The organism is Salibacterium qingdaonense (assembly GCF_900114715.1).
Lineage (GTDB): Bacteria > Bacillota > Bacilli > Bacillales > Marinococcaceae > Salibacterium > Salibacterium qingdaonense.
Map to the genome: position 1 here is coordinate 13,883 of NZ_FOTY01000015.1, position 21,567 is coordinate 35,449.

The following is a 21,567-nucleotide window of genomic DNA, read 5'->3' on the forward strand; positions in this document are numbered from 1 at the left end:
TACAAGCCGGCGCCTCGGGTACATGCCAAACCGGCGCCTTTACATGCCGAATCACCCCAAATACATGCCAAACCCTCCCCGTTACCAGCCAACTCAACTCGACTCCACTCCACTCGACCCAGCCAAGAACAGAACACATCAAAAAACCGACTGGAGCGCGTCCAGCCGGCCTGTTCTTTGTTTCTTATTCAAATAACGACAACTGCTCCACTTCTCCGAGGCGCTGCAGGGCCTGGGGGTCGTGATCCTGAAAGTACGCCTGGTGCAGGTGCTTTTCTTTCGTTATGATCTGCTTGGCCGGGTCAACAGCGGGCTGCAGGCGGCAGCTGTAGATAACGGGAAAGAAATCGCGTAGAAATTTCCCTTCCGCATGGGCGGTCAGGGCGATGATCTGAAATCCGAGCTGTTCCGCGATAAAAAACACCGGGTGGAGCACGTGGTCATTCGAAGCAGCTCCAAATGGGTTATCAAGAATCACGGAACGGTGCCGTTTCATGTGCGGTTCGATATGTTTCTGCTTTTCGGCAATATAATTCAGGATGCCCAGAAACAGCGTCATATTCTTGCTCCAGCGCTCGCCGCCGGACCAGTTGTTGGACTGCTCCCACGAGTAGCGGCTCGTCGTGACGCGGGTGTCGTTGGTAACTTTGCGGCAGGTGACTTTCATCGGCTGGCCGTTAAACACCTGCTGAAGCAGCTGCTTGGACTGCAGCCACGTTTCGATGTCTTTTCGCATCCGCGTCGTGTCAGGGCCTCCATCGGCGGTCTGGTACCGCTCTGCCTCGAGCTGCTCGATGATCCATTCGACGTGCCGGCGCAGGCGCGCCCGACCTTCATCTTCTTCCCAGTCCGGAATCGTGAACGTATAGATCTGCTTCCAGTCCTCCCCGGTTTTCACCCGTGTTTTCTTTGGAATCATTTCGAGTTCCTGTTTGACGGCGCTCAAGTGGGTGTGCATCTGGGCGATGAATTGTTCGAACTGCTTATCATACGTACGGATCGTTTCTTCATTGATACGGATGGCATGCTCAAGTGCCTGCTTCATATTGCGGCGGAACTGAAGCACTTCCTCATACGACTGTTTCTGCTCAATGCCTTTAATGGCTTTTTGCTGCAGCTTCACGTCCTGCACGTGATCGCGGCAGAACTGGATGAAAGCCGAAGCAGCCTGCTGCAGGTCCTTTTTCTTTTTCTGCACGCTGGTGTCGGTCCGCTTCAGGGCGTCTATCGTTTCCTGGATGATGCGGCGCTGATCGTGTTCGAGCCGCTCGGTTTCTTTCTCACTCAAAACGGCGGCTTCCACCGACGGCCCCTGGAAATGGTGCGCCTCCTGGAATTTTTCAAGCTCGCGCGATGCTTCATCGAGTGCCTGAAGCCGGGCTTCGATCCGGGACTGTTCCTGCGCGAGAAAGGCTTTGCGGCTGGTCACCTGTTCCTTTTCTTCTTCCAGCTTCCGGGCCGCCTCCTCAAGCGGTGTATCGAACGAATCCGGTTCCCGGTCATGAAACCGCTGCTGAAACTCACGCCAGGCATCCTGGTACGACTGATCTGCTTTGACCCACGTTTCCCTCACCTTATCCATACGCGAACGCGCGGCCTGCTCTTCGGTTTCTTTCGTCCGGTACGTTTGAAAAAGCCGGTCCTGCTCTTCGCTTGTAAAAAGCGGCGGTTCCGCGTGTTCGTCGAGATCGTCGTGCTCCAGGCGCAGTTCCTGAATCTGTCGTCCGGCCGCTTCTTTCTGCTCCTCGGCACTGCGGCGCTCGGCTTCCCATTCGCCGCGGCTTTGCGAGATATTGTGCTGCTGCATGCGGATGTCCTCGTATTCCTGCTCCAACAGCGCGCGCGACTTCCCGGTGAACACCGGCCCGGCATCAGCGGTTTCTTTGTACCGCGGGTCATCCCGGAGCCGGGAGCGGCTCTGTCTGTATTCTTTCTGCTCATCGCGGTGCTCCTGAAGGTCTTCACGCCAGCGGCTGATATCGTGCTGGACCCGCTCCTGTTCCACCCGCCGCTCGGCAAGTGATGCCGCGAGTTTCTGCTGGGCATTCTGTTCTTTTTCCATCTCTTTTTCCAGCGCGTCATGCCGGAGGGCTTCCTGGATCGTTTGTTCCAGCCCCTGCAGCGTGCCAAGCAGTTCGGTGCTTTCGTTTTGTTCGAGCTCGATCTGCCTGGTTTGTTCCTCTATCTGTTTGGTCAGCGATTCGTGCCGGCGGCCTGACTCTTCAAGGACCTCCGTCTGTTCCGACAACTCCTCCTCTATCCCGCGCCGGTTCTCATAGGAATAGTTCGCGAGAAACTGTTCGAGATCCTGCTGCGCGTACTGCCAGTGCCGAAGTTCTTCTTCCTGCTGCCGGCGCACCTCGGTTGCCGCGTCGGCCTGCTTCTCTATATCGTCTTTCCACGCCTGAAACGACGCCGTCCCAAGGTTCGTCCGCCAGTGGTCGGGAACGATGCCGGTGGTGCCGGTTTCCCCGCCTTCCGCAGCTGCCTTGGCTTCCTCCTGGGTAAAAAGAAACACCGGAAACTGAAGCTGTTTTTTCACGGAAGCAAGCTTGTCGTAAACGGCGGATTTGTCCCGTTTCGTCGTAATCAGCGTCACCGGCCAGAACAGATAGTGCTGCGCCTGCTCCTTCGTTTCGTCCGGCAGCGTCTGCAGGTAGGAGGTTCCGGTTTCAAGAAGGTCAAACTGCGCGTTCCATGCCTCCAGACGCGACGCAAGATACGCATCGGCGAAAAAATGGTCCTGTTCGCTGTAGTCATCGGTAAAACGGCGCGCCGCGCGTTCTCTAAGCAGCGCGTCTTCCCGGTTCCGGTGACGTTTGTCGATCTGTTCGGCGAACTGCTCGCGGATCTGGGATTCACTGTAGTAGACGGACGTGATGCTGCGCCACTGATAGCGCAGCTGCTGCAGCGAGGCGAGCATGCGGTCGTGTTCGGTATCAAACGTCTTCTTCCGCGTGTCGAGCTCGACGTGCCGGGCCCGCGCGGTTTCAAGGGTTTCCTGCACGTGCCGGCGTTCGGCGTCAGCGGATTCATTCTCCTCTTTCAGGCGGCGGCTGCTGGTGATGAGCGCATTCCGCTTCTCGTCCGTTTCCCGGTACTGCTGCTCCCATTCTTTCAGCCGAGCGGCAACGGACTCCTGCTCCGGGTCCGCCAGAATGCGGCTCTGGATCCGCTGCTGCTCCGCCTTCGAGCCCTGGATGCTGCCTTCTTTCGTATGGTACTGCTTCTCCTCCTCATGGATTGCAGCCTGTATTCCGTTCATCCGCTCCTCGAGCCGTTCAAGTTCCTCCTCGAGCGGCCGGCACTGGGTGTCAAGCTCCTGCACAAGGCGGTCGAGACGCTCTTCTTCCTGCTGGAAGTATCCACGGAATTCCGAGCTGTTCTGCTGCGCCCGCTCCTTCAGATCCTGCATGTCCGCCTGCTCATCAAGGGAGTCGATTTTAGCCTTATAATACGTTTCGCGCTCTTCCTGCTGCTGAAATGATACTTTCGCTTCGGCGAGCTTGTAGGAAAAGTACCGCCGTTTCGCCTGGGCCAGGGCTTCAGCTGCCTGCCGGTACGACAGATCCGCCTCTTCCCACTCCCCGCAGCGCTGCTGTTTTGTCTGCTCCAGCTTCCGGACAGCAAGCGCGTCCTGCCTCCGCTCAAGATCATGCTGCTGCTCCTGCCATTCCTGCCAGCGGCTTTCGTTGGCGCGGAGCTCGCGGGCTTTGTCGCTGCGGCGCGCCGCTGTCAGTTCCGCCACCGCTTTGGCATACCCTTTGGCGCGTGCATACGACTGCTCTTCTTCATGCAGCGCTTCAAACACCTGCACGTAGCTCTCCAGCTCGTTTTCAATCATCCGGTTCTCTTCAATCCGTTCGCGCAGTTCTTTGTACGCCCGGAAATTGTCGCGGTGTTCTTCAAACGTATCGGCGAACGTGTTCCGTTCAAACCCCGCCATCGCGTCTTCCACAACCGGAATCAAGAGCCGGTCGAACAGCTGATTCGTCTGCCGGCATTCGGCAAAAAACTGCTCCACATCGCCCTCGCCGCCGTTAATTTTGGCGATGCTTTCCCATTCTTTCGCAATAATCTGATAGTGGTCCTCCAGATGCCTTTTGTACTCCCGGATCGTCTGAAACGTATGGGCATTCATCTGCTCGCGCGCCATCCCCTGATAATAATCCGCGATTTCGCCGCGGTCCGACGGGCGGCGGCTGTCTTTGTGGACAAACGGCAGACCGTGAATGTCATGCTTGTCCCCTTCGCTGTACTCATACACGTATCGGAGCGAATCGAGCTCATTGTTTCCCTGATACAAGCTGACCGCCGTCACAACGTAGCGCCGCGGAGCAGACTCCGACAGCAGCCACTCCACCGCGATATGGGCGGGAGCGCCGTCGAGCTGGAGCGTTTCTTTCATCTTCCGGTCGCCAAGAGAGGCATGCGGCAGCACCGCCTGCAGCATCGTGTGCAGAAACACCGTCTTCCCGCCGCCGTTTTCAAGCACGACCGCACCGTTGTAGCCGTCAAAATAAAAACACTCATCGTTATACCGTTTTAAGCCTTCTTCATAGACCACATTGGTAAAACGGATCTTACTGATTGCCGGCATCGTCATCCTCCCTCTCCCATTGATACAAAAACGACAAAATCCCGCGGTTATACTCCTCCTCCCGGAAAAACCGCTGCACAATCGTCTTCGCCTTCTCCGTCAGCGCCGTCTCCTCATTGCCGATATCCTCCGCAAGCTCCTGATCCATCAGAAACCGGCGCACCGTATCGATGAAACTGAGCCGGCTGATCGTATTGCCGCTCTGCTGCTTCGCGCCCTCTTTCACATCATTCATATCCTCCCACTTCTCCATCACCGCGCGCCAGTTATAGGCAAAATCAGACTCATATGTCTTCAGCGTCTCCTCATTATGACCGCGCAGCCCCTGGATCCGCTCCTGCACCGCATCCGTCCACAAATCCGGCCGCACAAAATCCCGGGTCGGCTCTGAGGTCTGATAGCTGTCATAAAACAACCCGAAAAAAACAATCACACACACATACATCAAATACAAATCCACATTCGTCGCACCCGCACGCAGATACCGCCGCTTGATCTCCTCATTTTTCATATGAAACGGCGACAACGAAACCTGCGGAATCATATGAATCCGCTCCCCCGCAACGATGACCGCGCAGTCCACATGCGCCGCAAACGAATCCACCAGCGCCCGCACATTATCATCCGCCTGATATGTATTTCTCTCCTCCCGGCCGCCGTAACCATCACGCGCAAGCACCGCATACAACCGAAAAGCCTCCATGATTTTCGTTTCTTCATACATCAGTCCGAACCTCCAGTGTAAAAGTCATATCCTGAATCGAGAAACGGCCCGAGGGCCTTAAAATCTTCGGGCGCTCCAAGACATGTAAGGTGCTCCCGCCAAGGAGCGGCAGCGCATCATCCAGCACGTGCCGGTGCTCCTCCGACCCGTCGGGGGGAGCTGTGCTGGTAAGCGGAGACCGCTGATGAAGGAGCATCCAGAAGTCGTAAAACGTCCGGTCTTCCAGCAGATGCCCTTCTCCATTTTCCACCGCGTCCTCGATGATTTCTTCAAGCGTGTGGATGCCGCGCTCTGACGCTTCGAGCAGCTTTTTCATGAGCACGGCGTAATTCTGCCGCACGGTTTCGGTATCCCGGGACGTTTCTTTTTCCTCCCCGGGTTCTTCAAAATGGGCGGTGCGCGGCTTTTCGTCCGCGTCCTGCACGCGCTGCTCGGCAAATACCGAGAGCGGCGACCACTGCTTGGTCTGCTGCACGCCGAGAAACGGATGGAGCACACCTTCTACGGCTTCAAGCGGCAGCGGCGGTCCGAACAGTTCCGCCCCGATGTCCTGCTCGAAATTAAACGATTCCATCCCGACCGAATACAACGATTCCTGCGCCGCCCGGAGCGTATGATTTTTCAGATTGATACTCTGCTCAAGCAGGCGCGAGTGTTCATAATGCACGTGCTCGAGCTCTTTGGCGATATCGAGCACGTAGGCGTACGCGCGGCTCTCCTGGCGGTGGTAATCTTTTTCATACAGACGGTCCCGGGTTTCCTGCACAAAGCCGCGCAGCTCCTGGAACTCCTCCTGCTCGCGCTCCAGGCGCGACTGAATGTCTTCAAGCAGTTCTTTGTACCGGTCGAACGTCTCCTCCGATACGATATTGCGCTGCACTTCGTGGCGCAGCACCGCCATCCGGTCAGTGAGCGTGTCCACATCAATCCGCATTTCATTGATCTGCTTCAGTGCACTCCGAAACTCCCCTTTTTCAAGCTGCTTACGGAGCATCAGCTGATTGATGGAAAGCTGGAATTCACTGTAAAACTCCTTCGTCGCAAAAATCAATTCCAGCCCCTGCTCGGCAAGCGTATAGTACTGGGTGTTGGTGGCGGCGTCGAATTTGTTATCTTTGAGGAGCGAATACTCGACCGAATCGTTTTGCTCGGTTTCCCAGTTGAAAAACGTGTACACTTTCTTCTTCCCGTCGGCCGGCCGGAACGTCTGGATCAGCGAACGCGCGAGTTTCTGCCACCCTTCCTCTGAAAAGCGGTACGACGCGTCTGCCGTGCGCTTGAGAAAGTGGGCGAGGTCTTTTTCCCCTGTTCGGCTGCTGCGCATCAGTTTCTCCTCAAAGAAAAACAGCAGCGTCAGCAGACCGAGCCCTTTCATATCCACGACGGTGCCGTCTTCGTCTTTTTGCTGCCGGCGGTCGAGCTCATACAGCGGATCAAAGATAGCCAGCCGCCGCATCCGGTCGCGGTACCCGGCGGCTACGTCCTGAGCGTCGTAATAGTCCATGACCACTGCCTCCAAATCTCCTGAAGTTCCTTCGTGTTCAGCACTTCCTGCGGATAATAGCGGTCGCTGTGCAGGCACGTATCGATCCATTCCCGGTTCTCTTCGTCAAAATGAGACAAAAAGGCCTGCACCGCTTCATCGCGCCGGCGCTGCGTCGTTTCTTTATGCAGCGGGTCTTTTGCAAGACAGGCGTGATAGAAGGAAAGTGCCGGATCCACGCGCCGCTGCTTCTGCAGGCGGTGCCAGATCGCCACCCCTTCCAGATCGATATCCCCGAAATAATAGAGATGATGCGAACCCGGCAGCGGGAACTGCCGCTCCAGCTGCTCGATGCTTTTCGTGATTTTGTTGCCGGATCCGTATATCAACGTAGAAAAGCATGTATTTGGCAGCACCTCCAACAGCGCCTGATAAGTGGTTTTATTTTCGACAATCAAATGAAAATGCTCTGTAAACGTGGAACAGTCCGGATGCACGGCGAACATGAGCGGGTCAGACACCGGCAGAACGCCCATCTTGTTCCATAAACCGCAGCGCTCCAGCACTTCCCGGCCGCGGCCTTCACTCAGCCACTTCTCATCCCCGACGAGCGCCACACTCCGCTCCGGGGCCGGCACCTCGTCCCCGGGGAGTCCGTACTGCCGGAGGTAAGCATCAATTTTCTCCAGAAACGGCCGATCGTTCTCCCATGTTTCCGGACCGAGACGGAAATACGCTTCGAGCGACAACGCCGGGTGGAACAAATGCCGCTTTCTCTTCAATTCATCGTGAAACCCTTTGGCGAGGGCCGGCTTGTGCAGCCGGTATTTGAACGCCACCGACGGCGTGCGCCCGTTGCGCCCCTGTGCTTTCACCATCGTCAGCACACCCTCGTCCTCCAGCTCCTGAACGAGACCCGCGAACGCTTCATAGGTCGATGCCACCGGCGACAGCAGCTGTTCAAGCTCCGACAGTTCCACATATGTTTTCGAAAAGGTAAGCAGTACCTTCCGACAATCTTCCTGCATACACCGCCCCTCCTTTTCTATCATCCAGTATACGCCACTCTCAGCGCGGGATAAACAGGAGGGGGGATTTATTTGGTAGAATCCTCTCAGGTAATGTAGTAGAATATGGTTAATAGCGGTGTACAGCTTCGGCTTGCACTTAAGAGGATGGGACGACACGTCTCGTCCTCTTTTTCTATGTTTTGTGATCCGGCTTTTCTGAAATACATGCCGATTGCGGGCCGGTACATGCCAAGGCTTGTCGAATACATGCCAAATAAGACCAAATACAAGCCGGCGCCCCGGGTACCTGCCAAACTTGCGGATTTACATGCCGAATCAACGCGAATACATGCCAAATCCATCTCTTTACGAGCGAAAAAGCAAGCCGGCTGAACCGAGGGGCAGCCGGCTTGCTTTAGCAAACTCTTAATGTCTCAGCTTATCACTGCTGCATGGACGCTTTCATTTCTTCGACGCTTTCCACCTCAAAGCCGAGGTCGGCAAGCATTCTGTGATCTTCTGTATTATTCTGTCCTTCGGTGGTTAAGTAGTCTCCGATAAAAATGGAGTTCGCGGCATAGAGCGCAAGCGGCTGCAGGGAACGGAGATTTTCTTCGCGTCCTCCGGCGACGCGGATTTCTTTGGACGGATTGATAAAGCGGAACAGCGCCAGTACTTTCAGGCAGTACAACGGATTCAGTTCATGGACGCCTTCGAGCGGTGTGCCGTCAATTGCGTGCAGAAAGTTGACTGGAATCGAATCCGCATCGAGCTCTTTTAAGCTTTCCGCCATATCCACCAGATCCTGTTTTGATTCCTTCATGCCTGCAATGATTCCCGAGCACGGCGACATCCCGGCTTGTTTGGCAGTATCGACGGTATCTACTCTGTCTTCATAGGTATGAGACGTGGTGATGGCGGAATGGTTGTTTTCCGACGTATTCACATTATGATTATAGCGGTCTACTCCGGCTTCCTTGAGACGCCGGGCCTGTTCCGGTTTTAACAGCCCGAGACAGGCACATATTTTCATGCCGTATGTGTTTTTTATGTCTGTGACAGCCTCCACGAGATGATCGATATCTTTATTTGAGGGGCCGCGTCCGCTTGCCACCATACAGTATGTACCGATATTCTGCTCATACGCGCGTTTGGCTCCTTCCAGCAGCGTCACTTTTGAGACCATGCTGTACGTATCCACCGGAGCGGTCGACACAGCGGACTGCGCACAGTACCCGCAGTTTTCCGGGCAGAGCCCTGATTTGGCATTCAAGATCATATTCAGCTTCACTTTTTTCCCGAAATGCTTTTTTCTTATGAGAAAGGCCGCGTGCATAAGCGGCAGTATGTCGTCATCCGGGCAGTCCAGTACCGCCAGGCTTTCCGCTGTCGTTGGCCTGCCGCCCTCCAACACTTTATCCGCAAGTTCCATCCACTGATTCATCGTATGTCCTCCATTCTTCATGTATATTGTAAACCTAATATACTATAAGGTTTACAATATAACAATACGAACAGTTGGAAAAATAACCGCAGCGTAATAGGAGAGTCTCCTTTTATGAGCCGGTTTCTTCGTTTACATGCCGTTTCCGGACAGGTACATGCCAAACATTGTCGAATACATGCCAAGCACGCCCAAATACAATCCGGCGTTCCTGGTACATGCCAAACTTACGGATTTACATGCCGAATCAAGCGGAATACATGCCAAATCCACCACCTTACAAGCGGAGCAGGTCACATGAAAAAGCCCGCTGATTCCACCGTTCAGCCGGCTTTTTGTTCTTTTTTATGTATACGATGGATAGTCCTGTTATAATTGGAAGGGAATTTGAAACACATGACAAAGGAGAGGCAGGATATGGGTCTTTTTACGTTTATCTTTCTCTGGATTCTTTTTTTCATTATTTTTTATTTTGTAGTCAAAGGCGCGGTGAAAAATGGGATGGATCACTCCCACACCCATCGAATAATGCAGGAGTATATTGATGCCGCCATCCCGGATCAAGCGGACCGAAAGCCCGTTGACCACGAAACTTTCATCAGAATCCACGATTTCTCAAAAAAACAGAACATCCCGATCAACGAAATCATCCACACCCCGTTTGAGAACATATATTTGATGAAAAGCGAAGAAGAAAACCATTTCGTCCGCGTCGGGGAACGCGTGACGCTGATCGACGAGGACGATGTGAAAGACGAATGGAAACAATGGATGGATCATCTGTAATGAAAACCGTGTGGAAAACAATCATCTGTATCACCGGAATCTACTGTCTGGTACACCTTCTTTTTGGATTCCATATCAATCAAACGATTGCCGTATTTGGATATGATACAGGAGTTACATTCAGCCTGTTCACCAGAATCACAGGAGCCATTTTCTTTGGAAGTTTATTCGTTTATTTTAAAAAATACACAACCCCTGCATCGACATAATGTTCACTTCTTCTAAAAATAATGAAGGAGAAAGTTCTCATTGGGACGTTACGTTTGACATTCATCACGGATTGTTACCATAGAAACCTTTCACCAGTTCATCCATCACCCGGTTCGTGCGAAGCGCTGTTTCTCCGGTGCTTGGGGCTGTCGTTCCTTTGCCGGTCAGCTCTTCGACCACCGCCTGAATCAGATAGCGCTGAATGGGCTGCGGCTGTTCGATGATATAGTCCTTCGTTTCCGTCCCGGTCATCAGCGTCACCGGTTTTTCATCAAATGAGGAGAAGATGATTTCGCCTTTTGTGCCGACGATCCGGTTCACGTCTTCTTTTTTATAGGAAGAAAAATTCCAGATGCCGGTGCCGGCCGCGCCGTTTTCAAACAAGAACGCGCCGCTCACGGTATCTTCGACCGGATAGGCGCCGGCCTGGTTGCGGGCGAATCCGGTGACATCGCGAACCGGTCCGAGCAGGTAGTCGAACAGGTCGAGTGTGTGTGACGCGAGGTCGAAAAACAGCCCGCCCCCGCTCACCTCCGGCTGCAGACGCCACGGCCATTCCCCGTTCTCGTCTTTCTCGGCAATCGGCTGCGTGTGCTGCATCGTGACAAAACGGACCTCGCCGATTGCGCCGGCGTCCAGCAGCTCTTTCACTTTGAGAAAACGCGGGAGCGTGCGCCGGTAATACGCAACATACAGCGGCACCTGCTTTTCGGCGCAGAACGCTGCCATCTCTTCGCATTCGCGGGTGGACCGCGCCATCGGTTTTTCGACATACACCGGTTTGCCCGCCTCCGCCGCCATCATCGTGTATTCTTTATGAAAACCGGGCGGGGTGGCAATATAAACGGCGTTTACGTTCTCGTCCTGAATCAGATCTTCTGCCTTGTCATACCACACCGGCACTCCGTGGCGCTCCGCGTAATCTCGCGCAAGGTCCCCGTTCCGCCGCATTACCGCAGCCAGCGAACTGTCCGCCGTCGTCTGAAAGGCGGGCCCGCTTTTCTTCTCTGTCACATCCCCGCAGCCAATGATTCCCCAACGCACATCCTTCATAAGCTCCCTCTCCCTTATTAAAAAATTATAATCCTATTTATGTTTTCTATGAAAAGCGGCATAAGGAGACAAAACCTTATACCGCCTGATTCCTTTATTCTATCTAATAAAAACATCGGTCGAAACACCGAATGGCATCCTGCACGCAGCATTCCAACCCGTATTCGTCGTAGGACTTGCATGATTCGAGGCATTTGTTTAACCGCCGGCTGCATTCCAGCAGGCAGTCCCGCCTGGATTTACAGCCATGACCATGATAGCCCAGTTTGCCCAGGTTATCTTCACATCCGCATTGCGGCTTGCGGCTGTGATGGTGACACCAGCACTGTTCTCTCACGATCTGTCACCCCCTTTCCCAGCAGAATATGCCGGTGGGAAAGGGAGTGCTTGTATTCTTTCATCATATAAGGTTAAAAAATCTATGAATAAAATATCGGTGACCGCGGTCTATTCAGGGTCTGCTGAATCCAATAAATCTGCTGATGCCGCAAGGATTTTGCCTTCTTATGTCGAAGATAGGCGCAAGGAAATCATAACATATGGCATCAAAACCCTTGCACATGGAGGCGGCGATCCATGTATAATCATTCGGAACAACAACTCATTCTGCCGGAGGATTTCTTCCTGTCATTCGGGCCCAATTAAATCCGGAAATTCGATGGGTCAAACTTGCAGAGTTCATCCCTTGTACAGATTCCAGCTTAACCACCCAAAAGATCCTGCATTTCTACGCTGAACGCTGGAACATCGAAACCTTTTTTCAGGAAACGAAGGACAAACTTTATATGGGGGATTACAGGCTGCGATCCCTTTTCGCTATAAAGCGTTACATGTTGGTGCTTCAACTTGCCTACACGTTCATCATGCAGCATGACCAGCAGGAATTCACTACAGGATAATGGCGGGCTGACAAGGAAAGGCGCCGTTCTCTCCTGCTCTATGTTTATCAGAAAGCCCAAAAGGGCGTGTCTCTGCCGTCTCTTGAAAAAGAGCTGATGATTGCCTAAGGAGATATGTAAGCTCCAAAGTAAAATATTAATTCTATTGGATATTCCTGTTACTGATTATGCAACTTTAGAGTTTTAACATTGAACTTGTAAATAAAAACATTAATAATAAGTTAATAGTAAACAAACCTATTCTAAATAAATAGAAATTCGGTTTATCGCTCTGTTGGCGGTTTTTTTTGAAATTGCTCCCATACAGGCAGCGCCCACTCAGGCAACCGATCTACCTCAAAACTTATTTTGCCTTTATTGATTTCCAACACACTTTCTCCGTTATCATTACTGTTATCAATTAGAATAAGATTATCGATAAGAACAGCACATTCATAAAGGTGTTTCAAAGAAGTTTTTTCTCTCCTGAAGATATCTTCAGCCGGGATATGATGTCCGCCATTTTTCACCCTCATTGCAACTCTCTCAATATTTTGATTAACATGACTCAGTGCAATGTAAAACATGGTCACTTCATACCCATTTTCTTTCGCTGCCTTTATCTGCCTAAGTGCATTTTTGCCCGCAAGTGTTGTTTCGATTGAAAAATCTTTACCTTCTTTCATGTATTCTTTCACCGATTTGATGACTTCTTTTCCTGCAGCAATCCTTTTCGCCTCTGGATTTTTTGTATCTAACCTTCGTGCAACAGCATCAGCATCGATATTAATATCAAGACCGATTTTGTCGATGATTAAATTGCGAAACGTGCTTTTTCCACTACCGTTATTCCCTGCAAATACGAAAAACACTGGTCGACGCGAATCCATTACGCTTCACCTTCATTATGAAACGGAATAATTTTACCGTCAGGAAATTCTTTTACAAGTTGTCCGTGCTGCTCATATATTATATACGTGTTGTTAGCTTTGGCATCTATTCTTGCCCGTTCTCCGGTCATCGCCGCCCATTTATCAACCCAGCCGTATTTTCGTTTGGATTCTACGTTTTGCTGTTCCCACACAAGAATCACCACCTTTATTTCATTATATCAGATAGCTCGTTTCATTATACTATTTGCTTTATTTCAAAACATTTGATTGGATACTTCATAACAATAAAGCATGAATAACTTTGTTTTTCATTACATCGATTTTCAATTAATTCTCAAACACATTATTAAGTAATAGCAATTGTTTATAATAGAAATAATTAAAATGTACCACGGCTGTTGATTATGCAAATATAGGAAGCGTTTCGTTGGACTACGCCTTTCCTGCCCGCTTTCACCCTCCGGGCACAAGAGCGACATCTGCTCGAACTCCCTTCGGTCGTTCTCCCAGTGTCTCCTTAGCCGCAGGGCGTCGCCTCAGCTATATGGTGGTAAAGGAGGATCGGCTAAGTTCGGCACGTCCTGCCGGGCGCCGATCTGACTCACCTCGTATGAGCCTCCGGTGATCTTCGGCTGACGCTTCTCCCGCTGGAGCCTGAGCAGACGGCTCCGTCCAACGAAAAAGAAGGGGGGATACATGCTTTGATCACAGATGCACCCTCTTCATAGAATCCTTTCCCATTCCTTTATATGGTAAATCAACAGGCATGAAAATGTACAGTTTCATTTTAATTGGATTGAAATTTAATAATGTTGTCTTTATGAACCTTTCTTAATATACTATGCTCCATGGTGCTCTCGAAAAAGAGCGGGGAAGAGACGGATTGTAAGTGTGGCTTCCCCAGGGCAAACACATCGATAGGTGAATCTAGAACAACAGCCGCGATGCGTAGATGACAATCGTGACGGTGACGCTGCTGATCAGGGTGGAGATGAGCACGGCCTGGGCGGCGTATTCCTGGTAATTGTCATACATGAGCGCGAACTGGGCACTGTTGCGGGACATCGGAAAGGCGCTTGCGATAAAGAGCGCCTGCGCAATCGTGCCGTCTATGCCAAAGAGCGAAATGACAGCAAGCGCGGTCAACGGCGCGACGATGAGCCTTCCGGTAAGTCCCAGAAAAAAAGCGGCCGAAAAGTTCTCCAGCTTCGGATAGGCAACCTGCGCGCCGAGCGTGAGAAGCGCTACGGCGAGAAACGCGTCGGCGATATTTTCAATCGGTGTCCAGATGAAGCCCGGGATCGGAATCTGAAAGCCGTAAAACAGAAAACCGAGCACGAGCGCATACAGAATCGGGGTCTTCAGAATTTCTTTGAGGTTCATCGTGCCTTTTCCCTCAGTGGATGCCGCGTTCATGAGGCCGTAGGTGTACGTGATGATATTCTGAAACATCATGACCATAATCTGCACCGATGCGCCGACCGGATTCGCCTGGAAGACAAGCTGGCTGACCGGCAGGCCGAAATTGCCGGAATTGTTCAGCACGACACTGTTTTTGAACGTCGCGGCAAGCTTCTTGTCCATTTTCATTCCTTTTGCCGTCACGTGAGCAAGCGAGCCGAGCAGCAAAAATTGAATCAAAAGAAACCCGCCGATTTCAAGCAGCAGCGACGGTGTCATGTCGTTTTGATAAATGTTCACAAAAATAACCGTCGGGAGAAAAAGGTATGTCAACAGCCGCGATAATGTTTTCATGTCGAACTGAAGCAGGCGGTGCAGCAGGGCGCCCACCCCCAGTAAAAAGAAAACGGGAAATATAATTTGAAGCAGAATCTGAAATAATACCGCCATGTGCTATCATCCGTTCCGGTTGCAGGGTTCAAAGTGAGGTTCGTTCCTCCTTCTCTTATCTTACAACGCTTCCTCAGCGGCATGCTATCCCTTTCATGTAAAAAAAGGAATAGTCCCTGTACGTATAGAAGAGTCTTGGAAGATATATATGGGATGGGGGGAATGACCATGCGCCGCTTCGGATTGTGCAATACATTTACAGTTGTAGACGGAAAACGCGATACACTGGCAGAACTGCTGCTGGAGGCTTCGAAGGAAATGAAAAAGCTGGAGGAGTGCGAGTTATACATTATCAATTCCGATGACAATAACCCGGACGTCCTCTACGTATATGAAGTGTGGTCCAGCGAAGAAGCGCATCAGGCTTCGTTATCAATGGACGTCAGCCAAACGTTAATCAAAAAAGCCCGGCCGATCCTGGCCGGAGTCGAGAAAACAGGCCCGTTCACTCCCCTGGGCGGCAAAGGAATATCCGCTTCCTCACTGGAAAGCTGAAAAAAACGGCTCTCTCATCAAAAAAACCGGCTGATCGAGTCAGCCGGTTTTTAGCTATATCGGCGGTTCCTGCCGGAATATCGGTATTTTTTCAAACCATCGGCGGCATTTCGATTTTATCGGCACTCATCCGGTAACAGCTCTCTGCCAATATCAGGGCCGGTCCGGTGTAAGCAGTTTGTGCAGGACGGCGGCATCGCGCAGAAACTGCTCCGGGTCGTCGTCCTGCACGAATTCGAGCATGGCATAGCGGTCCCCGCTGTCTGGAATCTGCTGAAAATAAGCGTTCCATTCCTCCTGCCCGTCCTCAAGCGGGTAGCGGGTCGTGCCGCGCCAGAAGAAAACGTGGACGTGTCTGATCCACGGTTTCACCGTTTCAATGGAATCGAGCCTTTCTTCAAGCGACAGTCCGACCGCCGGCTGCCAGTAGAGCTGAACGTTCGGATGATGAAGCTCTTCCATCAGATGCCGGGCGCTCTCCGCAGTATCAGTAAGCGTTCCTCCGTGATACTCAAGATGCACGCCGATCCCTTTATCCTTCGCAAGCGAAGCAGCGTCCTGGATATCGCGGATGACCTGCTGCCGCTCCTCCGGCTCTATGTCGTTTGAGCCTTTAACGCCTGCCCAGATCCGGATGGACGGAGCACCGAGAGCAGAGGCAGTGTCCAGCACAGTACGAAACGGGGTATCCTGTTCTACACCAGCCTTGTAGTAGGATCCGTAAGAGGAAACGTCCAGACCCGCATCCTTCGTTTTCTCGGCCGTGCGGGCGGCAGCCGACGTGTCACCAGGCGGAACGTGCACATCGCCGCCCCATTCGATACTGTGAAGGTCGGCCTGCGAGGCCAGCTCTATGATCTCATCCACCGACTTCTCCCGAAACGTCACGGAACACACTCCTGTTTTCCACATTGCCTTACTCCTCCAATCTCGATCTCAGTGTCGCTTCTGTCTTCCCGTTAAACACAACCTCCGCTGATTCGCCGGATGGGCGGATCATTTCCGGAACGCTGCCGGGCATGCGGCTGCCGGCATACACGGCGGTGCCGTACCAGACCGGGCCGTCCTCTCCGGAGAGACGTGACACGGCGGCAGGCAGTACGGCCGGTGCGGCATACAGCAGGTTCGTATTCGGCTCGGTCCGGCCCGCTTCCAGAAGACGTTCCCCACTTAAGTCCGCGACCACACTGATTCCCGCGGGCAGCTCCACAGACAGTACGTGATCGTTCTCTTCTATGTCCGGTTGTATATCCGGCAGCGGCTTTTGTCCGTCCACATCGATCGGCACCGAAAAGCCCCCATCTCTGGCATCAAGCGGCCGCCGGGCATGAATCCGGTGCACCCGCACCTGCCACGGCCACGCCGGCAGCAGCCACGTTTCCACATCAACATCACGCCACGGCTTCCAGTGCGAATACAGCACGCCGTCCTCCCAATCGGTCACCTCGGTCCGCCGCCGTCCGCGGTAATACCCATCCTCTTCGCTGAAGGCAAGCATTGAATCAAACGCTCCCTGCTCCGGGCCGAACACTCCCTTAGGCACGTGAAATCCAAACCGGGTCGAGTAGGCGAACTTCGCGTACTTGCTGTCATTATGCGAGTGTTCGGTGGACAAATACTGCCCCGACACAAGACTGAACACATGACTGCCTTCCCTCATCATCGTCATCCGCGGCGCAGCAAGCTTTTTCACCCGCTCAAGCTGCGGCATCGGCTTTTCCTCCACCTGCCAGAACGCATGCTCTTCCGGGAGCGCCAGCACAAGAAATGTTTTCAGCGCCCAGTACGGCGACCCGGGGGAATTATAATTTTCAGCCATAATCAGGTTCGGATACGCGTACCCAATCGTGAGCAGCCCATCGCCAGAGAAAACCGGCTGCTCCATCCACCACCGGATGTGCCGCATGATAAGCCCTTTTGCCACACCAACGTCCACCTCCGGAAGCTCCGCATACACACACGCACTCCAAAACGACACCTGCGCAAAACGATACGTCAAGCTGCGCCCAAACGGCAGTGCCGAGCCATCATCCGAAAACCAATAAATAAAATCATCGGCAAAACGCGCTGCGCGCTTTTTATACAGTTCTGCCCGCTCCGGATCCTTGTCTTTCTGCAGCGCCGCATACAACAATCCGTAAAAGTGGAAGCCAAACGATATATAATAGTCCCACTGCTCCACCGGTCCATCCGCATACCAGCCGTCTCCCTGATAACAGGACTCGATGAAGTCGAATGATTCCTGCTGTTTCTCCTCATCGACCGGCATGCCGACCGCGTCAAATCCGGTATTCACAAGAACACGGAAAAAATGCCAGTTATTGTCCACTACATCGTATTGATTAATCTGGTCGAGCCACTGATAAAGATGATGCCGCTCCGTTTCCGTAAGCGGTGTCCATAGTTTTCCCGGAATCATGGCAAGACCAAACCCGATTGCCGCCATCTCCACCAGCCGCTGATCAATGCCGTGCACCCAGCCCCAGAATTCAGGGTGCTCCGGATTGGTTCCGTTTTTGATTCCTTCCAGGTGGCACTCCCAGCGGCCGTCCCACGCACCGCCGGCTGCAGCCGGAACAAGTCCCCACAGCACCCGGGAGAACGCTTCCATTTCTGCGATATCATAGCCGAAATGGGCACTCGTCGCACCAAGAGGAATTCTTGCTTTTCCTTCGCTGAAATAAGAGTCGAGCGGTTCAAGAATACGCTCCAGAAGCTCCTCCATATCCCGGCGCGACTGTATTTGATTTTCTTCCATATGCGTCACCTCATTTGTCTTTTCGGTATTGTTTCGGCGGAACTCCGCTGAATTTCCTGAACAATTTGGCAAAATAACTCGTATTGTCATACCCGATGGACAGGGCGATATCATCTACCGTATGATTCGTATACAACAGATCGTGCGCGGCCTGTTCCATCTTTTTCTTCGTCGTATATTCGACGAACGTCTCCCCGGTTTCCTGTTTAAAAATCCGGCTGAAGTGGCTTGGATTGAGATGAAGATGGTTGGCCGCCCCTTCCATCGTGATTTTTTGGCCGAGATGCGTTTCCACGTACTTTTTCGCTTCCCAGATTTCCCGGCGGTCCGAGCTTTCCCTGAGATGCGCTGCGAGCGTCATTTTCTGCTGCACATACGCCCGCAGGTACGCCTCCAGTTCGCCAATATGACGCAGCGCATGGATCTCGCTGTACAGCACGGACGACGGCTTGTCACTGTAGTGCTGCAGCGACTGATATTTGAGATCGATATCGATCAGGATTTTATGAATCCAGCTTTTCACCTGTTCGGGATGCCATGCCTTATCCCTTATCTCGTTCATCCATGACTGCAGCCAGTTCTCTGCAGCCTGCGCGTCTTCTTCGGTAATAACTTTCTTCAGGTCATATAATGCTGTCGTATAATGCATGAAAATATCTTCATGACCGGATTTCAATGTCAGTTGATCCATGGTGAAAACACCTGGTTCCGTAATGTAAAACCATCCGCCGACCGACGGGGTCATCTGCTCAAGCGACGTCCGCAGCTCCTCCCAGCTGCCGGCGTGCTCTCCTGTCACAAAGACAAGCGACTGCCCGGTTTCGCGCTGGACGTACCGTTGTATCTTCGTCAGCTGCATCGAGACTTCCTCTGCCGTCATGGCGCGGTTATAAGGGAAAAACCAATACATCTCACCGGGAGAAGCGATGACGTAATCGCCGTTCTCTTCCTCCAACGCCAAACGGCTGGCCGCCTCGACGATGGATTCTGCTCCCTCCTCCTGCGCATCGATAAACCGTCCGGCCGCCGGGACATAACGGGAGGTGTCAAACGATAGGGACAATACATCCGAACGCTCTTCGGTACCGTGCAGGAACGAATGGATCCATTCCTTTTTCAGAGGCTTTTTTGAATACTCCACGAACGTCTGGAGCGCATCGATATGCGTCCGGTCCGCCTGCTGTTCTTCCAGCTTCTTTTTCAGCTGCTGCACGGTTTCAAGCAGCATGCCGGGTTCCAGGGTTTCTTTTAAAATGTAATCCCCAACGTACAGCCGCAGCGCCTTTCTCGCATACTCGAAATCATCGTGGCACGTAATGATGATGGATTCGAGTGCCGGATTGACGGCGCGCACCTTTTCGATCAGCTCGAGACCATCCATCCCGGGCATGCTGATATCGGTGATGACCATATCCGGCATATCTTCACGGGCCGATGTCCATGCTTCCATCCCTGTGGCACATCGGGCCGTTACCTCCAGTCCGTGTTCCTCCCAGGGCACGCATTGATACATAAACTCAAGCATCTGGTAATTATCTTCTGCCAGCAGTACTTTCATCACCCATCAACCCCCTTTGACTTCTTGGAAACCGCATGAATACCGTTGTTCCTTCCCTCTCTTTACTGTCGAGGTCCATAAACAGGGCAGTTCCATACGTTAACTTCATTCGATCATATACATTTTTCAACCCAATGCCGAACATGCTGTTTTTCTGATTCATATAATCGCGGACGATATCCTCTTTGTTTACAAACAGCGCCCGCTTGATTCCTGCCAGTTTTTCCGGTTCGAGTCCTTTGCCGTTGTCGGTCACCTCGATGCAGAGCATGGTGTCTTCGGTCCACGCCCGTATTCTGATACGTCCCGGCGCGGCGGGAAGACCGTGATAACACGCATTCTCAATGACAGGCTGCAGGATGAACTGCGGGACTTTTTCTCCCAAGGTGTCGGCATCCAGCTCCTGCTCAAGCTCCACCGGATACTTTCTCATTGGATTAATCAGCTTTACGTACTCCTCCAGCTGTTTGGACTCTTCCTCGAGCGTCACCCATTCCGATCCGCGGTAAATCGCGCGGAGCAGGGTGCTGAGCGAGGTGATCAGCTTCGCGTTTTCGGTGCTGCCGTCTTTGAGCATCTGAATCCGGATCGTATTTAAAATATTAAATAAAAAATGCGGCTGAATCTTGGACTGCAGCACTTCCATTTCCGCTTTGCGCTTCATCGCCTGCTCGGTTTTGGTCTCCTGGATGGTTTCCTGGATCCGGTCCAGCATATGGTCAAACGACGTCGACAGCCTCCCGATTTCATCGTTTCGCTGCAATTCGTTGCGCATGTCAAGATGCCCCTGCTCTACTTTTTCCGCCGTGTACACAAGACGCTGGATCGGCCGGAAAAAGCGGTGGATCACAAACAGCATAATCAGGATAAACAGCAGAAACGCTCCTGCCTGGATGAAGAAATTCTGCTGGTAAGCCCGGTCGAGACTGCTTGCGGCCTGCTGGTACGGCACGTAACTGACAAGACTCCAGTCACGCTGCTCGAATCCCTGTCTGACGAGCACGTGGTCTTTCCCTTCTTCCATAGATGTGATGAAGGTTTCTTCTCCGTTGTGCTCTTGATCTCCATAAGGAAATTCCTGCCCCGGCACGTAGTCTTCATTTCCGTACAACACTCTTCCTTCACGGTCCAAAAGAAGATTACGGCGTCCCACGTCTTCATCTGCCAAAAGCGCCCGGTCCAGCTCGGTACGACTGATACGCGCGAACAAATAAGCCGTCGTCTCACCGTTATAGTCCGTCAACCGGCGCGCAAGCAGCAGCGGAGAATTCACAGACTCTTCGGAAAACGTACTCTCTCCGAGCAGAGCGGCAGGTCCGAGCCAGCGCACCTGAAAGGATGAGAATTCCTCCATCCGGCTTTGAAAATCTTTATACAGCGGCTTCTCCTCCGTAAAAGCCGGTTTCCAGCCGGATCCTGACATCACCTGCTGTTCATCCGCACTTACAATTGAGAGCGAAATATTATGATTTCTTGACAACGAACTGAGGCGGTTATTAATCTCAAGAATCTGTCTTGCTCCCAGCGGTTCATTGCGGAGACTTGAGATCATCGGCTGGATATCGTTATTGAACGTGGCGTCGTTCATCGTCTGAATGACGTTATCCATCATATTGGACACATTCGCCTCCGTCAGCTCGGATGCATTCTCCTCACTTTGAATCAGACGCTCCCGTAAAATCTGGGAGCTGGAGATATTCAGGTTGATAACACTGAATACCATCGGCAGCAGCATACAGATGACAACCCAGATGAACAGTTTCTGCTTAAAAGAAAAACTGCTGCGGAACCAACTCACGACCCTTTTCATACGGATACCCCTCT

Annotated in this window: 17 protein-coding genes; 4 read left to right on the top strand and 13 right to left on the bottom strand. The window is 52.4% G+C overall.

Features of this window, described 5'->3' with window-relative positions; all coding sequences use genetic code 11:
- Positions 1-184 precede the first annotated feature (184 nt).
- The 5 genes from BM058_RS11700 to bioB form a co-directional block, all read right to left on the bottom strand.
- Positions 185-4,600 (bottom strand): hypothetical protein, encoded by a 4,416-nt coding sequence (locus BM058_RS11700; protein ID WP_090927235.1) that lies wholly within the window; start codon positions 4,598-4,600, stop codon positions 185-187.
- On the bottom strand, positions 4,584-5,324 hold the full coding sequence (locus BM058_RS11705) for a DUF6063 family protein (protein WP_322787883.1): 741 nt from the start codon (positions 5,322-5,324) through the stop codon (positions 4,584-4,586). Before BM058_RS11705 ends, BM058_RS11700 begins: the two co-directional genes overlap by 17 nt.
- Positions 5,317-6,828, bottom strand: a complete 1,512-nt coding sequence (locus tag BM058_RS11710) for a replicative DNA helicase (RefSeq protein ID WP_090927237.1) — start codon at positions 6,826-6,828, stop codon at positions 5,317-5,319. Before BM058_RS11710 ends, BM058_RS11705 begins: the two co-directional genes overlap by 8 nt.
- Positions 6,801-7,835 carry a Wadjet anti-phage system protein JetD domain-containing protein gene (locus tag BM058_RS11715; RefSeq protein ID WP_090927238.1) on the bottom strand — a complete coding sequence of 345 codons (1,035 nt, stop codon included), beginning with the start codon at positions 7,833-7,835 and terminating at the stop codon, positions 6,801-6,803. Before BM058_RS11715 ends, BM058_RS11710 begins: the two co-directional genes overlap by 28 nt.
- A gap of 424 nt (positions 7,836-8,259) precedes the next feature.
- A complete protein-coding gene (bioB, locus tag BM058_RS11725; RefSeq protein WP_090927240.1) occupies positions 8,260-9,261 on the bottom strand; it encodes a biotin synthase BioB in 1,002 nt (333 codons plus the stop codon).
- 417 nt (positions 9,262-9,678) lie between these two features.
- On the opposite strand from bioB, the gene BM058_RS11730 reads away from it, so the two are divergent.
- Together BM058_RS11730 and BM058_RS11735 are read left to right on the top strand one after the other, a co-directional pair.
- Positions 9,679-10,047 (top strand): hypothetical protein, encoded by a 369-nt coding sequence (locus BM058_RS11730; protein WP_090927241.1) that lies wholly within the window; start codon positions 9,679-9,681, stop codon positions 10,045-10,047.
- Entirely contained in the window at positions 10,047-10,256 is a 210-nt protein-coding gene (locus tag BM058_RS11735) for a hypothetical protein (RefSeq protein WP_090927242.1), read from the top strand. The genes BM058_RS11730 and BM058_RS11735 overlap by 1 nt, the downstream gene beginning before the upstream one ends.
- 64 nt (positions 10,257-10,320) lie before the next feature.
- Here BM058_RS11735 and BM058_RS11740 read toward each other — a convergent pair whose 3' ends face one another.
- Positions 10,321-11,310: a Gfo/Idh/MocA family protein gene (locus BM058_RS11740; protein ID WP_090927243.1), complete on the bottom strand. Its 990-nt coding sequence runs from the start codon at positions 11,308-11,310 to the stop codon at positions 10,321-10,323.
- 680 nt (positions 11,311-11,990) lie between these two features.
- Between BM058_RS11740 and BM058_RS18880 the strand changes: the two genes are divergently transcribed.
- Positions 11,991-12,209, top strand: coding sequence for a transposase (locus BM058_RS18880; RefSeq protein ID WP_407690180.1), 219 nt, complete (start codon positions 11,991-11,993; stop codon positions 12,207-12,209).
- Positions 12,210-12,472: 263 nt separating this feature from the next.
- On the opposite strand, the gene BM058_RS11750 is transcribed toward BM058_RS18880, so the two are convergent.
- The 3 genes from BM058_RS11750 to BM058_RS11760 form a co-directional block, all read right to left on the bottom strand.
- Positions 12,473-13,078, bottom strand: a complete 606-nt coding sequence (locus BM058_RS11750) for a zeta toxin family protein (protein ID WP_090927245.1) — start codon at positions 13,076-13,078, stop codon at positions 12,473-12,475.
- Positions 13,078-13,272 carry a hypothetical protein gene (locus BM058_RS11755; protein WP_090927246.1) on the bottom strand — a complete coding sequence of 65 codons (195 nt, stop codon included), beginning with the start codon at positions 13,270-13,272 and terminating at the stop codon, positions 13,078-13,080. The genes BM058_RS11750 and BM058_RS11755 overlap by 1 nt, the downstream gene beginning before the upstream one ends.
- Before the next feature lie 736 nt (positions 13,273-14,008).
- The gene (locus BM058_RS11760; RefSeq protein ID WP_090927247.1) at positions 14,009-14,932 is read right to left on the bottom strand and encodes an AEC family transporter; all 924 of its coding nucleotides are present in this window, start codon (positions 14,930-14,932) and stop codon (positions 14,009-14,011) included.
- A 168-nt stretch (positions 14,933-15,100) separates the two neighbouring features.
- Between BM058_RS11760 and BM058_RS11765 the strand changes: the two genes are divergently transcribed.
- Positions 15,101-15,427, top strand: coding sequence for a putative quinol monooxygenase (locus tag BM058_RS11765; protein ID WP_090927248.1), 327 nt, complete (start codon positions 15,101-15,103; stop codon positions 15,425-15,427).
- A 153-nt stretch (positions 15,428-15,580) separates the two neighbouring features.
- On the opposite strand, the gene BM058_RS11770 is transcribed toward BM058_RS11765, so the two are convergent.
- Genes BM058_RS11770 through BM058_RS11785 form a run of 4 tightly spaced genes read right to left on the bottom strand, consistent with a single transcriptional unit; the run spans position 15,581 to position 21,553 of the window.
- On the bottom strand, positions 15,581-16,339 hold the full coding sequence (locus BM058_RS11770) for a sugar phosphate isomerase/epimerase family protein (RefSeq protein ID WP_090927249.1): 759 nt from the start codon (positions 16,337-16,339) through the stop codon (positions 15,581-15,583).
- A 4-nt stretch (positions 16,340-16,343) separates the two neighbouring features.
- Positions 16,344-18,185 carry a DUF2264 domain-containing protein gene (locus BM058_RS11775; protein WP_177195536.1) on the bottom strand — a complete coding sequence of 614 codons (1,842 nt, stop codon included), beginning with the start codon at positions 18,183-18,185 and terminating at the stop codon, positions 16,344-16,346.
- A gap of 10 nt (positions 18,186-18,195) precedes the next feature.
- Positions 18,196-19,743: a helix-turn-helix domain-containing protein gene (locus tag BM058_RS11780; RefSeq protein WP_090927251.1), complete on the bottom strand. Its 1,548-nt coding sequence runs from the start codon at positions 19,741-19,743 to the stop codon at positions 18,196-18,198.
- Complete coding sequence (locus BM058_RS11785) at positions 19,718-21,553, bottom strand: cache domain-containing sensor histidine kinase (RefSeq protein ID WP_090927252.1); 1,836 nt, start codon at positions 21,551-21,553, stop codon at positions 19,718-19,720. The genes BM058_RS11780 and BM058_RS11785 overlap by 26 nt, the downstream gene beginning before the upstream one ends.
- Positions 21,554-21,567: the final 14 nt, after the last annotated feature.

What these genes read in the sequence shown, in the direction of transcription:
- BM058_RS11780 (WP_090927251.1), bottom strand. Translation starts at nt 19,743, where the DNA reads ATGAAAGTACTGCTGGCAGAAGATAATTACCAGATGCTTGAGTTTATG.
- BM058_RS11700 (WP_090927235.1), bottom strand. Translation starts at nt 4,600, where the DNA reads ATGCCGGCAATCAGTAAGATCCGTTTTACCAATGTGGTCTATGAAGAA.
- BM058_RS11750 (WP_090927245.1), bottom strand. Translation starts at nt 13,078, where the DNA reads ATGGATTCGCGTCGACCAGTGTTTTTCGTATTTGCAGGGAATAACGGT.
- BM058_RS11770 (WP_090927249.1), bottom strand. Translation starts at nt 16,339, where the DNA reads ATGTGGAAAACAGGAGTGTGTTCCGTGACGTTTCGGGAGAAGTCGGTG.
- BM058_RS11730 (WP_090927241.1), top strand. Translation starts at nt 9,679, where the DNA reads ATGGGTCTTTTTACGTTTATCTTTCTCTGGATTCTTTTTTTCATTATT.
- BM058_RS11740 (WP_090927243.1), bottom strand. Translation starts at nt 11,310, where the DNA reads ATGAAGGATGTGCGTTGGGGAATCATTGGCTGCGGGGATGTGACAGAG.
- BM058_RS11715 (WP_090927238.1), bottom strand. Translation starts at nt 7,835, where the DNA reads ATGCAGGAAGATTGTCGGAAGGTACTGCTTACCTTTTCGAAAACATAT.
- BM058_RS11710 (WP_090927237.1), bottom strand. Translation starts at nt 6,828, where the DNA reads ATGGACTATTACGACGCTCAGGACGTAGCCGCCGGGTACCGCGACCGG.
- BM058_RS11735 (WP_090927242.1), top strand. Translation starts at nt 10,047, where the DNA reads ATGAAAACCGTGTGGAAAACAATCATCTGTATCACCGGAATCTACTGT.
- BM058_RS11775 (WP_177195536.1), bottom strand. Translation starts at nt 18,185, where the DNA reads ATGGAAGAAAATCAAATACAGTCGCGCCGGGATATGGAGGAGCTTCTG.
- BM058_RS11785 (WP_090927252.1), bottom strand. Translation starts at nt 21,553, where the DNA reads ATGAAAAGGGTCGTGAGTTGGTTCCGCAGCAGTTTTTCTTTTAAGCAG.
- BM058_RS11760 (WP_090927247.1), bottom strand. Translation starts at nt 14,932, where the DNA reads ATGGCGGTATTATTTCAGATTCTGCTTCAAATTATATTTCCCGTTTTC.
- bioB (WP_090927240.1), bottom strand. Translation starts at nt 9,261, where the DNA reads ATGAATCAGTGGATGGAACTTGCGGATAAAGTGTTGGAGGGCGGCAGG.
- BM058_RS11705 (WP_322787883.1), bottom strand. Translation starts at nt 5,324, where the DNA reads ATGTATGAAGAAACGAAAATCATGGAGGCTTTTCGGTTGTATGCGGTG.
- BM058_RS11765 (WP_090927248.1), top strand. Translation starts at nt 15,101, where the DNA reads ATGCGCCGCTTCGGATTGTGCAATACATTTACAGTTGTAGACGGAAAA.